Source organism: Pokkaliibacter plantistimulans (assembly GCF_003194385.1).
Classification (GTDB): Bacteria; Pseudomonadota; Gammaproteobacteria; order Pseudomonadales; family Balneatricaceae; genus Pokkaliibacter; species Pokkaliibacter plantistimulans.
The window spans coordinates 44,094-58,527 of sequence record NZ_LAPT01000077.1; the positions used below are offsets into that span (position 1 = coordinate 44,094).

Annotated in this window: 16 protein-coding genes; 15 read left to right on the forward strand and 1 reads right to left on the reverse strand. The window is 55.1% G+C overall.

Going from position 1 to position 14,434, the window contains the following annotated elements; translation table 11 throughout:
- Positions 1-2 precede the first annotated feature (2 nt).
- From WH50_RS15730 to lipA, 15 genes are all read left to right on the forward strand, one after another.
- Complete coding sequence (locus WH50_RS15730; RefSeq protein WP_110188198.1) at positions 3-665, forward strand: flavin prenyltransferase UbiX; 663 nt, start codon at positions 3-5, stop codon at positions 663-665.
- A gap of 33 nt (positions 666-698) precedes the next feature.
- Positions 699-1,286, forward strand: coding sequence for an LON peptidase substrate-binding domain-containing protein (locus WH50_RS15735; RefSeq protein WP_110188161.1), 588 nt, complete (start codon positions 699-701; stop codon positions 1,284-1,286).
- A gap of 202 nt (positions 1,287-1,488) precedes the next feature.
- Positions 1,489-2,772: a glutamate-5-semialdehyde dehydrogenase gene (locus WH50_RS15740; RefSeq protein WP_412053293.1), complete on the forward strand. Its 1,284-nt coding sequence runs from the start codon at positions 1,489-1,491 to the stop codon at positions 2,770-2,772.
- Positions 2,753-3,418, forward strand: coding sequence for a nicotinate-nucleotide adenylyltransferase (nadD, locus tag WH50_RS15745; protein ID WP_110188162.1), 666 nt, complete (start codon positions 2,753-2,755; stop codon positions 3,416-3,418). Before WH50_RS15740 ends, nadD begins: the two co-directional genes overlap by 20 nt.
- Positions 3,419-3,429: 11 nt before the next feature.
- On the forward strand, positions 3,430-3,768 hold the full coding sequence (rsfS, locus tag WH50_RS15750; protein WP_104151940.1) for a ribosome silencing factor: 339 nt from the start codon (positions 3,430-3,432) through the stop codon (positions 3,766-3,768).
- Positions 3,768-4,235 (forward strand): 23S rRNA (pseudouridine(1915)-N(3))-methyltransferase RlmH, encoded by a 468-nt coding sequence (gene rlmH / locus WH50_RS15755; protein WP_104151939.1) that lies wholly within the window; start codon positions 3,768-3,770, stop codon positions 4,233-4,235. Before rsfS ends, rlmH begins: the two co-directional genes overlap by 1 nt.
- A gap of 6 nt (positions 4,236-4,241) precedes the next feature.
- Complete coding sequence (gene mrdA, locus WH50_RS15760; protein ID WP_104151938.1) at positions 4,242-6,182, forward strand: penicillin-binding protein 2; 1,941 nt, start codon at positions 4,242-4,244, stop codon at positions 6,180-6,182.
- 50 nt (positions 6,183-6,232) lie between these two features.
- Positions 6,233-7,387: a rod shape-determining protein RodA gene (rodA, locus tag WH50_RS15765; RefSeq protein ID WP_110188163.1), complete on the forward strand. Its 1,155-nt coding sequence runs from the start codon at positions 6,233-6,235 to the stop codon at positions 7,385-7,387.
- 129 nt (positions 7,388-7,516) lie between these two features.
- Complete coding sequence (mltB, locus tag WH50_RS15770) at positions 7,517-8,518, forward strand: lytic murein transglycosylase B (protein ID WP_110188164.1); 1,002 nt, start codon at positions 7,517-7,519, stop codon at positions 8,516-8,518.
- Positions 8,515-9,543 carry a septal ring lytic transglycosylase RlpA family protein gene (locus tag WH50_RS15775; RefSeq protein ID WP_110188165.1) on the forward strand — a complete coding sequence of 343 codons (1,029 nt, stop codon included), beginning with the start codon at positions 8,515-8,517 and terminating at the stop codon, positions 9,541-9,543. Before mltB ends, WH50_RS15775 begins: the two co-directional genes overlap by 4 nt.
- A gap of 115 nt (positions 9,544-9,658) precedes the next feature.
- Positions 9,659-10,855, forward strand: coding sequence for a D-alanyl-D-alanine carboxypeptidase family protein (locus tag WH50_RS15780; RefSeq protein ID WP_341476837.1), 1,197 nt, complete (start codon positions 9,659-9,661; stop codon positions 10,853-10,855).
- A gap of 193 nt (positions 10,856-11,048) precedes the next feature.
- On the forward strand, positions 11,049-11,900 hold the full coding sequence (locus tag WH50_RS15785) for a D-amino acid aminotransferase (protein ID WP_110188167.1): 852 nt from the start codon (positions 11,049-11,051) through the stop codon (positions 11,898-11,900).
- A gap of 67 nt (positions 11,901-11,967) precedes the next feature.
- Complete coding sequence (locus WH50_RS15790) at positions 11,968-12,246, forward strand: YbeD family protein (protein ID WP_110188168.1); 279 nt, start codon at positions 11,968-11,970, stop codon at positions 12,244-12,246.
- Positions 12,246-12,938, forward strand: coding sequence for a lipoyl(octanoyl) transferase LipB (gene lipB, locus WH50_RS15795; RefSeq protein ID WP_110188169.1), 693 nt, complete (start codon positions 12,246-12,248; stop codon positions 12,936-12,938). The genes WH50_RS15790 and lipB overlap by 1 nt, the downstream gene beginning before the upstream one ends.
- Positions 12,939-13,056: 118 nt before the next feature.
- A complete protein-coding gene (lipA, locus tag WH50_RS15800) occupies positions 13,057-13,959 on the forward strand; it encodes a lipoyl synthase (protein WP_243410130.1) in 903 nt (300 codons plus the stop codon).
- A 93-nt stretch (positions 13,960-14,052) separates the two neighbouring features.
- Here lipA and WH50_RS15805 read toward each other — a convergent pair whose 3' ends face one another.
- Positions 14,053-14,403, reverse strand: a complete 351-nt coding sequence (locus WH50_RS15805) for a hypothetical protein (RefSeq protein WP_110188171.1) — start codon at positions 14,401-14,403, stop codon at positions 14,053-14,055.
- Positions 14,404-14,434 lie beyond the last annotated feature (31 nt).

Genomic DNA, 14,434 nt, shown 5'->3' on the forward strand with positions numbered 1-14,434 from the left:
TGATGTGGCAGCCAAACCCATCTATCATCACTCTGGCTATGACAGGGGCCTCGGGGTTGCAGTATGGCCTGCGCTTGCTGGAGTGCCTTGTAGCAGCGGATAAGCAAGTGTTTGTCATGGTTTCCAAGGCGGCCCAGGTCGTTGCCGCGACGGAAACCGACTGGTCGTTGCCGGGGCAGAGTACGGCGCTGGAAAACTATCTGATCTCACGTCTCAGCGCCAGGTCAGGGCAGATTCGTGTCTTCTCCCGTGAGCAATGGATGGCGCCGGTTGCTTCTGGTTCAGGGGCGCCAAGTGCCATGGTGGTTTGTCCTTGCAGCACGGGTACGCTGTCTGCGATCGCCTGCGGCGCCAGCAATAACCTGATTGAGCGGGCTGCCGATGTGGCGCTGAAAGAGCGTCGTCAACTTATACTGGTACCACGAGAAAGCCCATACTCCGAAATCCATCTTGAGAATATGCTCAAGCTGACACGTATGGGCGCAGTTATCTTGCCTGCCAGCCCCGGTTTCTATCACCGCCCGCAGTCTATCAATGACCTTATCGACTTTATTGTTGCTCGTATTCTCAACCAGTTAGGTATTCCGCAGCAGTTGATGCCAGGCTGGGGTGCAGCTTTACATCATGATGAGCTGGAAGAATCCCAACATGAGCCCCATGAATGATGGCATAGCGATCAGGAAGTGAAGTGCTGAGCTATGGATATTTTTCCAATATTTCCATTGAGAATGACGGCTTTCCCTTACGCCAACCTGAGTCTGCGCGTTTTTGAGCAGCGTTATCTGCGGATGACCTGCGAAGTGATGAAACGGCAGCAGTGTTTTGTCATTACCCCGTTGCTGGATGGTGCAGAAGGGAGTCCTGATGAGCAGCAGTTCGCTCAGGTAGGTTGTCTGGTCAGGGTCGATGACTTCCATAAGCAGGCCGATGGTTTGCTTGAGTTGGAGGTGCAGGGTCTGGAGCGTGTCAATATAGGCAGGCGCTGGCAGGAGGCCGATGGTCTCTGGCGAGGGGAGGTGGAGCGGTGGCCTGAGGCAGAGGAACCTCTGGGGGTTGATCACGGCTGCCTTATCGAGTTGTTTGAAGCCATGTGTGCTCACCCGCTGATTTCCCGCGACAGTCCGGTGCGATGTCAGCAATTGCCTAATGCCAATGTCCTGAGTTGGAAGCTGGGAAGCTGCCTGCCGTTGCCGCCAGTCTGCCAGCTGCAATTGCTGCAGGCCGAATCGGCAACGCAGCGACTGGCACTGATACATAGCTGGCTGGATCATGACATGGAGTGTTGAGCACTTGAGGGAGCTGTTCGGAGTAGTCCAGAGTGCTTTAGTAACATCATGACGGATGGAGAGTGAGTTGTCCTCAGGCTATAATGGCCGATTCTTGAGGACAGGGCGGGTATCCCTGTCTGAATGCCGGACGAGTTGAGTGCCATCATCAATAAGGTGATGGGCTCAATACGTCACTTTGTCAGCCGAGGAATGCCGTTCCATGAACGCGAATGAAGACCGCTCATCCCTGAGCGTGGAAAGTTACATGCAGTCTGTGGGTCAACAGGCCCGCACCGCATCCCGTGCGATGGCACGAGCGGAAACAGAACAAAAGAATAAGGCCCTTCTGGCCATGGCAGAAGCGGTTGCCAGCAAGCGCGATGAGCTGATGCAGGCCAATGAAGAGGACCTGCAACGTGGTCGCAGCAATGGCCTGGATGCCGCAATGCTGGACCGTCTGGCACTGACACCGGCCCGGATCGATAACATGATCGAAGGCTTGCGTCAGGTTGCGTCCTTGCCTGATCCCGTAGGCGAGATTTCTGACATGGCTTACCGACCTTCCGGCATTCAGATCGGTAAGATGCGTGTCCCTTTGGGTGTCATCGGCATCATTTATGAGTCCCGCCCTAATGTCACCATGGAAGCAGCCAGCCTGTGTCTGAAGTCTGGCAATGCAGCTATTCTGCGTGGTGGTTCAGAAGCTATTGCCTCAAACCAGGCACTGGCTGCCTGTATTCGTCATGGTCTGCAGGTTGCAGGGCTGCCAGCAGAGGCTGTGCAGGTCATCGAAACTACGGATCGCGCGGCGGTTGGCTACCTGATCACCATGCCCGAGTTTGTGGATGTCATCGTCCCCCGAGGCGGCAAGGGCTTGATTGAACGTATCAGTCGCGAAGCGCGTGTCCCTGTGATCAAACATCTGGATGGTATCTGTCACGTTTACATTGACAGTGAAGCGGATCTGACCAAGGCGATCAACATTGCTATCAATGCCAAGACCCATCGTTACGGTACTTGCAATACCATGGAAACCCTGCTGGTAGATGGCATGGTCGCAGACGTTGTATTGCCTCAGCTGGCTGAGCGCTATCACGAGCTGGGGGTGGAATTGCGCGGTTGCTCCCGTACCTGTGCCATTCTTGGCGATATACAGGCGGCCACCGAGGAAGACTGGAGTACTGAGTATCTTGCCCCTGTGCTGGCCATTCGTATCGTCGATGGCCTTGATCAGGCGATGGATCACATCAATACCTACAGCTCTCAGCACACCGACGCGATTGTTACTGAGAACTACAGCAAAGCACGTCGTTTCCTGCGTGAGGTGGATTCCAGCTCAGTCATGGTCAACGCTTCTACCCGTTTTGCTGATGGCTTCGAATATGGACTGGGGGCTGAAATCGGTATCTCCACCGATAAAATCCACGCCCGTGGCCCGGTTGGCCTGGAAGGTCTGACATCCCAGAAATATATCGTGCTCGGCGATGGGCAAATCCGTCGCTGAGTCTGCCATTGTGCTGCTGGGAGGGACGTTTGACCCAGTGCACAATGGTCACCTGCGCGTTGCCATGGAGTTGGCCGACGCGCTGCCTGAAGCCCAAATTCGTTTGTTACCCTGCCAGCAGCCTGTGCATAAGGCGGCCACTGGTGCTGATCAGCATCAGCGGGTGGCCATGTTGCAACTGGCCATTACAGGTGAGCCGCAGCTGTTAATCGATCAGCAGGAATTGCAGCGTCAGACGCCGTCTTACACGGTACTGACGCTGGAAGCGATGCGGCAGCAGGTCGGTAATGAGCGTTCGCTGTGCTGGGTGATCGGAATGGATTCGCTGCTGTCGCTGCCTCGCTGGCATCGTTGGCAGGAGCTGCTTGAACTGGCCAATTTGATTGTTGTGGCCCGCCCCGGATGGGAATGGCCGAGTCAGGGTGAAGTAGCAGAATGGCTGCACGGTTGTGCAGTGCATGATATGGGAGCCGTGCCACTGGCAGCTCATGGGCAGGTTCTGCGTTTGACCATGCCGACACTGGACATCAGTGCTACCTATATCAGAAACCTAATTCGTCTGCGGCGCTCGGCACGCTTTCTGCTGCCGGATGCGGTGTGGTCGTACTTACAACAACAGCGCCTGTATGGCGCTGAGCCCATGTAATCAGAGGCAAGATGGAAACAACAGTTTTACTCAGCGAGATTGATAACCTGCTGGCCGATATGAAGGCCAAAGAAATCAAGGTATTGGATGTCCGTGGTCTGTCCAGTGTGACTGACTATATGGTGATTGCTTCCGGTACATCAAACCGTCACGTCAAGGCCATTTCCGAATACCTGACTGAAGAGGTCAAGAAGCGTGGTCTGCAGCCTATGGGTGTGGAAGGGCGTGAGGCTTCAGAATGGGTACTGGTTGACCTGGGTGATGTGGTGGTGCACGTCATGCAGCCACAGGCTCGTGCCTTCTATGATCTGGAGCGTCTGTGGGCACGTCCTGAGGGCGCTGCACACTAATGAAGATTCGCCTGTTGGCCGTAGGGTCGAAGATGCCTGGCTGGGTTGAGCAGGGCTATCAGGAATATGCCAAACGGCTGCCGGCGGAGATGTCACTGGAGCTGATTGAGCTGCCTATGGGGCACCGTGGCAAGAACGCCGACCTGGTGCGGGCGATTCGCCAGGAAGGCGATGCCATGCTTGCCGCCATCGGTGCTCAGGACCGGGTCATTGCGCTGGATGTCAAAGGTAAGCCCTGGAGCACCGAAGATCTGGCGCAGCAACTCAGTGACTGGCGCATGGAGGGGGTTAACATCAGTTTGCTGGTCGGTGGCCCTGACGGACTGGACAGCCGCTGCTTGCAGCGAGCTGATGCCAAATGGTCGCTGTCGGCGCTGACTCTACCCCATCCTCTGGTCAGGGTGGTTCTGGCGGAACAACTGTATCGCGCCTGGACCATTCTGCAGGGTCATCCCTACCATAAGTAAAGGTTTATGCCCGGCTCCTTTCAACGCGATCAGCTGACAATACGCAATCACGGACAGGAGAAGCGCCTGTTCAACAGCCGGGTAGTGACTGCCTGGCTGCTGATCATGGTGCTTATCCTGGTGTTGATCGGGCGGCTGCTTTATCTGCAGGTCTACCAGTACGACCGCTTCGTCACGCTGTCTGATCAGAACCGGGTACAGCTGGTGCCTATTGCCCCCACCCGTGGACTGATTTATGACTCCAAGGGCGATTTGCTGGCGGATAACCGGCCGAACTTTACTCTCACCGTAACCAAGGAAAAGGCGGATGACATTGATCAGCTGATCGATGACATCGGTCATATCATTACGCTCGATCAAACTGACGTGGACCGCTTCAAGCGTCGCATGAAGCTGCGTCGCCGGCCCTACGAGTCAGTACCTCTGAAGCTGTCACTCAGCGAAGAGGAAATCGCGGCCATCTCTGTGAATCAGTACCGTTTGCCGGGCGTTCAGGTTGAGGCTGATCTGGTGCGGCATTACCCCTATTCGTCAGATATCGTTCACGCCATGGGGTATGTCGGGCGAATCAACGAGCGTGAGCTGCAGCAGGTTAATGCTGAGAATTACAGTGCCACCCACTACATCGGTAAGCTGGGTGTTGAGCGTTACTATGAAGATGCCCTGCATGGCCAGGTCGGTATGCAGAAGGTTGAAACCAATGCCCGTGGACGCATCCTGCGGGTACTGGAAAAGGAAATGCCCAAGCCGGGCCTGGATCTGACGCTGTATCTGGATCTGGATCTGCAGCATATGGCAGAAAAGGCGCTGGCAGGGCGTCGTGGAGCGGTAGTTGCTCTGGATCCTAAGACTGGCGGTATTCTGGCGCTGGTCAGTGTGCCGGGGTATGACCCCAATGAGTTTGTCACGGGGATCAGTTTCAACCGTTACAAGGCCCTGCAGGATGACCCGGACCTGCCCTTGTTCAACCGTTCTCTGACCGGTCGCTACCCACCTGCTTCTACCGTCAAGCCGATGATGGGTATTGCTGCCAACGAGTCAGGTACCATCAATCTGGGCTACAAGGTGTTTGACCCGGGCTGGTATCAGATTAATGGCAAGGGACGTAAGTACCGTGACTGGAAGCGCTGGGGGCACGGCCTGCTGGATCTTGATCAGGCGATCGCGCAGTCCTGCGACGTTTTTTTCTACGATGTCGGCCACAAGATGGGTATTGACGTCATGTCCGACTGGTTCCATCGCTTCGGCTATGGTCAAGTGGGCAGCCTTGACCTGCCTGAAGCCAGCAAGGCCATCTTGCCTTCCCGTGACTGGAAGCAGCGCATGTATAAGCAGGCCTGGTTCCCAGGGGACTCGGTCAACATGAGCATCGGTCAGGGGTATTTTCTCGCGACGCCGATGCAGCTTGCCACTTCCACTGCGATTATTGCCAACCGCGGCAAGTGGGTCATGCCACGCATGCTCAAGCATTTTGGCGACCCGGAACATGTGATCACCGCGGATATGGACCCCATGGTGGCAGAATATGAGCGCCGTGCTGCGGAGCAACGGGCGCAGCTGCCACCGGATATCGATCTGAAAAATCCGCAGCTGTGGGACTACATCACCAATGCCATGGTCAACGTGGTCAATGGTCGCACCGGGACTGCCCGTAAAATCGGTAAAGATGCGGCTTACAAGATCGCAGGTAAGACCGGTACTGCGCAGGTAGTGGGGATCAAGCAGGATGAGCGCTACGACGCCAGCAAGCTGGATGAGCGCCACCGCGACCACAGTCTGTTCATTGGTTTTGCTCCGGCGGATGATCCCAAGCTGGTCGTTTCCGTCATTGTAGAGAACAGTGCCGGGGCGGCAGCAGGTGTTGCCAGGCAGGTGATGGATGCCTATCTGCTGGGTAAAGACCCGGACGACAATCCCATCGGCGATATTCCTCATGATGCTGACTGAGCCAGCATCATGAGTCGTTACAGTAAGCCTCTGGCGGCAAAGGTAGTGCTATGAAACAGGTGGACTTTCAGCGGTCATTGCAAGGCGGTGCAGATGGTTTTGCACCGCCTCCGACAATCTGGCAGAAGCTGCACCTGGATCCTTGGCTGATGCTGCCTTTCCTGCTGCTGATGGGATATGGCCTGATCATTCTCTACAGTGCCTCGGAAGGCGACATGGGATATGTCGAGCGTCAGGCGCTGCGTTTTCTCATGGCCTTTATGGTGATGTGGGGGTTTGCCTGGATACCACCGCGTTACCTTCGCAATATTGCGCCCTGGCTCTATGTCTTTGTCGTGGGATTGTTGCTGGCAGTGCTGCTGGTCGGTGTGGGGGCCAAAGGCGCGCAGCGCTGGCTGGAGATCCCGGGCCTGCCACGCTTTCAGCCTGCCGAGTTGATGAAGCTGGTACTGCCGATGACCATTGCGCTGTGGCTGTCGAACAAGAAGATCCCTCCGCGCTTCAGTCATATCATTATCGGCCTGCTGATTATTGCTATCCCGGTGCTAATGATCGCCAAGCAGCCTGACCTTGGAACATCGATCCTGATTGCTGCATCCGGGGTCTTTGCCATTTTGCTGGCAGGCGTCCCCTGGCGCTGGGTGTTACTGGCGCTTGGTGCTGCTATCTCTGCTTTGCCTGGGTTATGGATGGTGATGCGAGAGTATCAGCGTCAGCGTGTACTGACCTTTCTTGATCCTGAAAGCGATCCTCTGGGTTCTGGCTGGAATATCATCCAGTCGAAAACGGCTATTGGTTCCGGCGGCCTGTTTGGCAAGGGCTGGATGGCTGGGACTCAGTCACAGCTGCACTTCCTGCCAGAAAGTCATACTGACTTTATCGTGGCGGTATTAGGTGAGGAGTTTGGCTTCGTTGGTATTGCCCTACTGCTATGCCTGTACATGATGATTCTGGCGCGTGGACTGTATCTGTCGACACAGGCAGAAGATCTGTTCGGCCGGCTGCTGTCGGGTAGTCTGGTGCTGACATTCTTCGTCTATATCTTCGTTAACATCGGCATGGTCAGTGGTCTGCTGCCGGTAGTAGGTGTCCCCTTACCGCTGGTAAGTTATGGCGGGACCTCGGTGGTTACTTTGATGACAAGCTTTGGTATGGTGATGTCCGTGTATTCACACCGCTCGCGGCAGGGATTAATGCATAAGTAGCGACCACAGGCGGTGCTGTTTATTCTGCCAGTCTGGCGGTTGCCCAAAAGGCACGGAACGGCAGGTTCGCAGGTAGCAAGCGCAGGAGCAGTCGTTGCAGTAACGGCTCAGAACAAGCAAAAGGTTTTTATGGGAAAGGCACGGTTATACGCAGGTATGGTTCTGGCCCTGTCACTGATGGGCAATGCCTGGGCAGATGGATATGCAGACTATCCCGAAGCGCAACAGATGGCGCAGCAGCTGGATAAAGAAGGGATCCACAAGGACTGGGTACTTCAGGTGTTGTCTCAGGCGGAACGTAAGGACAGCATCCTTGAAGCCATCAGCAAACCGGCCGAGCGCCGTCTGAACTGGTCGGAATACCGTAAGATCTTTCTAACTCAGGCCCGCATCAACAAGGGGGTTGCCTTCTGGAATGCCAATGAATCCGCCCTGAGTCGTGCCGAAGCCCAGTATGGTGTGCCTGCCGAAGTTATCGTTGCCATCATCGGTGTAGAAACCAGTTATGGCGGCAATATGGGTAATTACCGTGTGGTTGATGCGCTCTCAACACTGGGCTTTGACTATCCGAAACGTGGTGAGTTCTTCCGCAAGGAGCTGGCCAATTACCTGCGTATTACCTACAAAGAAAAACTCGACCCGCTGGCCTTTAAAGGGTCTTATGCCGGCGCGATGGGTTACGGGCAATTTATGCCCAGTAGCTACCTGCAGTATGCCGTCGACTTCAATGGCGATGGCGTTCCTGATATATGGGAAGATCCTGTCGATGCCATTGGCAGTGTAGCCAACTACTTCGCTGGTCACGGTTGGGTCGCTGGTGGGGTGACCGTATTGCCGGTAATGCCACCCGCAGGTGAGGGCTGGAAGTCACTTGTGCAGACGGGGCTCAAACCGAATACGCCACTCAACCAGATACGTCAGGCCGGCATCCGTGTCCCTGATTTTCTTGGCAATCAGAATGGTTTGCTGATGGCACTGGAAACAGACAAAGGGCAGGAATACTGGCTGGGCCTGGATAACTTCTATGTCATTACCCGCTATAACCATAGCCGTCACTACGCTATGGCGGTCTATCAGTTGGCTCATGAAGTAAAGATGGCGCGTGACGCCGCTGGAGAAAAAAGTAAATGAGGTGGTTGCTCGTTCTTTTGAGCATAGTGTCGGCATTGCTGGCGGGTTGTTCATCAACTGGTACGCGCACTGAAAATGCTGGCCGCTATTCCATCAGTAAAGATCGTGGACCGAGCGAATATCGCGATGTGGCGCAAATCCCCGATGCCGTGCCACAGGTCATGCCCTATTCCAAGTGGGGCAATAAGACTCCTTATGAAGTCTGGGGTAAAACCTACACCGTCATGCCCAGCCATATCGGTTATCGGGCTGAAGGTCTGGCCTCCTGGTATGGCGAAAAGTTCCATGGTCATCGCACGTCCAGCGGTGATGACTACGATTTGTATGGCATGAGTGCTGCGCACAAGTCTCTGCCTATTCCCAGCTTTGCCAAGGTAACTAACCTTGACAATGGCCGCAGTGTTATTGTCAAAGTCAATGATCGTGGCCCCTTTCACGAAGACCGTCTGATTGATTTGTCCTATGCGGCTGCGGCCAAGCTGGGTTATGCCGATAAGGGCACCGCTCGCGTGAGGGTTGAATCCATTGATGCAGCCAAATGGCAGCGTGATCACTACCACTCCAGTGTCGCCACTTCGGAACCTTTGGAGACCTCTACGGGTCTTACCGCTGTAACGCTGGAGTCCAAGCCGGTCGCGCCTATCAAAACTTCTGCGACACCGCGTATGGGGAGCAGCAGTGCGAGCAGCCTGCCAGCAGTGTCCTCTACCCGTGTAGTCGGAGCGCCTGCACCTGTTGTGGCGAGTAGCAAGCCCACGTTATCTGCGACCTCTGCGCCACTGGCAGCGGGAAATTATTTGCAGGTAGCCGCTTTTAGCTCGGCGCAGGCAGCTGATCAGCTCAGTCAAAGATTGAAACTGGAGTTGGGGGAGCAACGTGCTAAAGTCGACCCCGCCGAAGTGAATGGCCAGACGCTTTACCGTGTGAAGATTGGTCCACTGCGTGAGGGTGAGGATGTTTCCTCGCTTTCGGCAGGCCTTGAGGGAATCGGTTTAAGTCAGCCCTACCTTGTGAAGTTGCCTTGAGGCCCACAAGGGCGATCAGGGTGAAGGTGCCGAACGCGCCCTCACTCTGAGCGTTGCTGGAGGGCTTTCCGGTTAAATTGTTGTTCGTCAGTGAAATCCAAAGACCGAACCTGTCATGTTGAATACAGTACGTACCCTTAGTGCAAGTTTCCTCACCGTTCCTTTGCTGTTTTCCGCCGTGGGAGTGCATGCCGAAACCGTGCCTCTTCCTACTCCTGCACCTGTCAATCAGGTAATGGTGCCTGCTGCGCCGGACATCGCTGCCAAATCCTATATTCTGATGGAGGCCACGACCGGCCAGATTCTGGTGGCCAGTAACGAGCACGAGCGACTTCCTCCAGCCAGCCTGACCAAGTTGATGACGGCTTACATTGCTGAGTCAGAGATGGATCGTGGCCGTCTGAAGCCCAATGATCTGGTCAATATCAGCGTCAATGCCTGGAAGACAGGCGGCTCCCGCATGTTCGTTCGTGAAGGGACTCAGGTACCGGTCATGGACCTCATGCGCGGTATCGTCATTCAGTCAGGGAACGATGCCACGGTGGCCATGGCGGAACATATTGCCGGCAGTGAAGATGCTTTTGCTGATCTGATGAACCAGATGGCTCAGCGCCTGGGCATGAAAGATACCCACTTCATGAACCCTACGGGCTTGCCCCATCCCAATCACTACTCCAGCGCTTATGATATGGCAATTCTGGCGCGCGATATCATCCAGAACTACCCCGATCACTATGCTCTGTATGCTGAGAAAGAGTTCACCTACAACAATATCCGCCAGCCTAATCGCAACCTGCTGCTGGATCGCGATCCCAGCGTTGATGGCCTGAAAACCGGTCATACCGATGAGGCCGGTTATTGCCTGGTAGCGTCTGCCAAGCGGGATAATACTCGTCTGATCGGCGTGGAGTTTGGTACCGACAGCATTCAGGCTCGCGCTCAGGAAATGCAGAAGCTGCTGGCTTACGGCTACCGCTACTATGAAACTCAGCACCTGTACGATGCCAAACAGTCTCTGCAGAGCCTGCGCATCTGGGGTGGTGATGTTGACCAGCTGTCAGTGGGTCTGGCGACGCCGCTGAATGTTGTAATTCCTCGTGGTCAGGGGGCAAACCTGCAGGCCTCTCTGGAAGTGAACCATGCGCTGGAAGCACCGATTGCCGAAGGTGAGCAGATGGGAACTGTCAGCATCAAGCTGGGTGATCAGGTGGTGCGCCAGGTGCCGCTGGTTGCGCTGAACAAAGTCGAAGAAGGTGGCTTCTTCAAACGTATGAGCGATAGCGTGATCCGTAAGGTTCAGGGCTGGCTGTAACCTATAGATCCGCTCCCCGTGAGTAAGACTTTGCATTTAACTGGGGGAGAATGGATTCTCTTTTAACCGTAATAAATAACTCCCTTCATGCCTTGGCATGAAGGGAGTTATTTTTTTGCCTGATCGCAGGTATCAGCACTGTGTGCTGGCCTTCAACAGCTGAAGCTGGAATGACGATGAGAGGAGAGTGTCCATGTCGACGGTATACCTCAATGGAGTCTTTATGGCGGCGGAGGAAGCAAAAGTCTCGGTATTTGATCGGGGCTTTCTGTTTGCCGATAGCGTCTATGAGCTGATTCCTGTCGTCGATGGTCAGGGACTGGAGATGCAGGCCCATCTGCAGCGTTTCGCCAATAGTCTCAATGCTATCGGGATTACTGTTGAAATGGACTGGCAGCAGCTCTGTCTGCAGCTGGTTGAGCATAACGGCGGTGGCCATCAGGCCGTTTATATCCAGGTATCCCGTGGCAGTGAAGGTCGTCGAAGTATGACCTACAGCGCGGCCATTCAGCCGACGGTATTTGCCTGTTGCCAGCCCATCCCGGCTCCTCTGGCCAGGCCAGTTGAACAGGTCAATGGCGTCAAAGTAGTGTTGACTGAGGATGTGCGCTGGGGGCGTTGCGACATCAAATCGACCATGCTGTTGCCGAACATACTGGCCCGACAACTGGCGCAGCGCGCCGGTGCGGAAGATGCGTTGCTGGTCAAAGGGGGTCTGGTGCTGGAAGGGTCGAGCTGTAATCTCTTTATTGTTCTCAATGGAGAGATTGTGACCCCTCCACTGAGTCCCCATATCCTAGGGGGGACAACCCGGAGCCTTTTGTTGCAGCTGGCAAGGCAGGCAGCGATGCCAGTTTCTGAAACGGATATCAGCGTGGCTGAGCTCTACAGTGCAGAAGAAGTGTGGCTTAGCTCCTCGTCGCGCGGTGTGCTGCCAGTGGTGAAAGTGGATGAGCAGCCTGTTGCAAATGGACAACCGGGCCCCGTTTGGGCAAAAATGGCTGCCCTCTATCAGCAGCATACGGGTACCTATACCCAGCCTTGAGTTTCCGGACTCGCAGGCTCTGTTATGACTGGCATTGTCTAAGATCTATTAGCAGGACAGACGGCATATGAAAGAAAGCGATCCGCAAGCGCCAAAGATCGAGTTCCCTTGCCCCAATTACCCCATCAAGGTGATGGGAGATAACGTACCGCACTATAGCCGGGTCGTTATTGAAATTATTGAACGTCACGCCCCCGGTTTTGATCAGACCATCATTCGCGAGAGCGTTAGCCGTAATGGTCGTTTCGTATCTCTGACCATGGAAATTACCGCCACGGGCACCGCCCAGTTGCAGGCCATGTTTGATGATCTGAAAGGTACTGGACTGGTGAAAATGGTGCTCTGATGCAGGATAGCGAGAAGACTGACTCTGCTGTGGAGCCTACCAGGTCACTGACTGTTCGGGACCTCGGCGTGCAACCCTATGAGCCGATCTGGAAAGCCATGCAGCGCTTTACTGATCAGCGTGGACCCGAGCAACAGGATGAGATCTGGATCGTTCAGCACTCACCGGTGTTTACTCAGGGGCAGGCGGGTAAAGCTGAGCACGTTCTGGCTCCAGGCGATATCCCGGTAGTCAATGTGGACCGTGGTGGCCAGGTCACCTATCACGGCCCCGGTCAGCTGGTGTGTTATTTACTGCTTGATTTGCGCCGTAATCATATTGGTGTCAGGGAACTGGTGACACTGATGGAAAGCGCGGTGGTGACGGTGTTGGAGCAGTATGGCATCAGCTCTTATCCCAAGGCCGATGCACCTGGCGTCTACGTCGATGGCGATAAGATTTGCTCATTGGGGCTGCGTGTACGTCGCGGCTGCAGTTTTCATGGCCTGGCACTCAATGTAGACATGGATCTCAGCCCCTTCCTGCGTATCAACCCTTGTGGCTACAAGGGGCTGCAGATGACACAAGTGGTGGCGCATCGCCCCGGCACCACAGTGTCCGATGTTTCTGCTGCGCTGCAGAAATACCTGACTACAAAGTTAGGCTATACTCACACCTCTTTTTACCAGCATCTGGACCACGTTTATGTCTGAGCATGTACAGCCCCTCGTTGCGGAACCCCACACTGCGGCCAGTGACGCTGCCGTAGTTGTTGAACCCAATACTCCCAAGCGGGTTGAACAAGGCGTCAAACTTCGCGGTGCCGATAAGATGGCGCGTATCCCGGTCAAGATCATGCCGACCGAAGAGATGCCGCGTAAGCCTTCCTGGCTGAAGGTTCGTATTCCCGCTTCTCCTGAAGTGCAGCGCATCAAGGCCAAACTGCGTCAGCACAAACTGGCCTCGGTCTGTGAGGAAGCCAGCTGCCCTAACCTGGGTGAGTGCTTTAGCAAGGGCACTGCTACCTTCATGATCATGGGTGAGATTTGTACCCGTCGCTGTCCTTTCTGTGATGTGGCGCACGGGCGTCCCAATGCTCTGAGCAAGGATGAGCCACGCGAACTGGCTGAAGCGATTGCCGATATGGGTCTTCGCTATGTCGTTATCACCTCGGTAGATCGTGATGATTTGCGCGACGGCGGTGCGCAGCATTTTGCTGAATGTATCCGTGAAACCCGTGAGCGTTCACCGAAGATCGAAATTGAAGTGCTGGTGCCTGACTTCCGTGGTCGCATGGATATCGCTCTGGATATTCTTGCCGCCACACCTCCTGATGTCTTCAACCACAATATGGAATCGATCCCACGGCTGTATCGCAAGATTCGCCCTGGTTCTGACTACCAGTGGTCATTGACCCTGCTGCAGCGCTACAAGGCGATGCGTCCTGAGGTCAAAACCAAGTCGGGCCTGATGCTGGGGTTGGGTGAGAGCAATGAAGAGATCGTGCAGGTGTTGAAAGATTTGCGCGCACACGATGTGGACATGGTCACCATGGGGCAATATCTGCAGCCTTCGCGCCATCACTTGCCGGTAGATCGGTTTGTTACGCCGGAAGAGTTTGCTGAGCTTGGGCGCATTGCCGAGGATCTGGGCTTCCTGCATGTTGCCAGCGGCCCTCTGGTTCGCTCCAGTTATCATGCTGATAAGCAGGCCCATGGTGAGAAAGTAAGCTGATTCTTACTACCTCCTTCTGTAAAAAAGACAAAAGCAGCCCATGGCTGCTTTTGTCTTTTTGCGATGTCCTTTTGAACAAGGTACTGCCGCGGTTTACTGCGGTGGTGGCATATCACCCTGTGGCGGATGATCGGGGCGGCAGGCCATGACCTTTTCGCCTTGGGGTGGTGGTGGCATGTCGTTGCCTGACTGTTGTGGCTGAGGTGGTTGCTGATTTCCCTGACCTTCCTGTGGAGGGCGCATGGGGGGAGCGCTGCTACACACGCCGCTGACAGTTTCACCCTGTCGCCCGAGGAATGAACAGGCCTGGCCTTCCTGCTTGCTGGCGCACGCCTCTATTGCCACTTTGGGAATATGAGGGCCTTTGTGATCGTCATTGGCCAGCGCGGCACCGGTGGTGCAGCTGCTGAGTACCAACAACAGGGCAGTCAATCTCTGTTGCATTGCTGTGTCCTTGAGTGAGGGGAATGACTTC

Bases quoted from the DNA above. Each gene is read 5' to 3' on its own strand.
- rodA (WP_110188163.1), top strand. From the start codon at position 6,233: ATGAAACAGGTGGACTTTCAGCGGTCATTGCAAGGCGGTGCAGATGGT.
- rsfS (WP_104151940.1), top strand. From the start codon at position 3,430: ATGGAAACAACAGTTTTACTCAGCGAGATTGATAACCTGCTGGCCGAT.
- WH50_RS15790 (WP_110188168.1), top strand. From the start codon at position 11,968: ATGAAAGAAAGCGATCCGCAAGCGCCAAAGATCGAGTTCCCTTGCCCC.
- lipB (WP_110188169.1), top strand. From the start codon at position 12,246: ATGCAGGATAGCGAGAAGACTGACTCTGCTGTGGAGCCTACCAGGTCA.
- WH50_RS15780 (WP_341476837.1), top strand. From the start codon at position 9,659: ATGTTGAATACAGTACGTACCCTTAGTGCAAGTTTCCTCACCGTTCCT.
- WH50_RS15775 (WP_110188165.1), top strand. From the start codon at position 8,515: ATGAGGTGGTTGCTCGTTCTTTTGAGCATAGTGTCGGCATTGCTGGCG.
- WH50_RS15740 (WP_412053293.1), top strand. From the start codon at position 1,489: ATGAACGCGAATGAAGACCGCTCATCCCTGAGCGTGGAAAGTTACATG.
- mltB (WP_110188164.1), top strand. From the start codon at position 7,517: ATGGGAAAGGCACGGTTATACGCAGGTATGGTTCTGGCCCTGTCACTG.
- WH50_RS15805 (WP_110188171.1), bottom strand. From the start codon at position 14,403: ATGCAACAGAGATTGACTGCCCTGTTGTTGGTACTCAGCAGCTGCACC.
- WH50_RS15730 (WP_110188198.1), top strand. From the start codon at position 3: ATGTGGCAGCCAAACCCATCTATCATCACTCTGGCTATGACAGGGGCC.
- WH50_RS15785 (WP_110188167.1), top strand. From the start codon at position 11,049: ATGTCGACGGTATACCTCAATGGAGTCTTTATGGCGGCGGAGGAAGCA.
- nadD (WP_110188162.1), top strand. From the start codon at position 2,753: ATGGGCAAATCCGTCGCTGAGTCTGCCATTGTGCTGCTGGGAGGGACG.
- mrdA (WP_104151938.1), top strand. From the start codon at position 4,242: ATGCCCGGCTCCTTTCAACGCGATCAGCTGACAATACGCAATCACGGA.
- lipA (WP_243410130.1), top strand. From the start codon at position 13,057: ATGGCGCGTATCCCGGTCAAGATCATGCCGACCGAAGAGATGCCGCGT.
- WH50_RS15735 (WP_110188161.1), top strand. From the start codon at position 699: ATGGATATTTTTCCAATATTTCCATTGAGAATGACGGCTTTCCCTTAC.
- rlmH (WP_104151939.1), top strand. From the start codon at position 3,768: ATGAAGATTCGCCTGTTGGCCGTAGGGTCGAAGATGCCTGGCTGGGTT.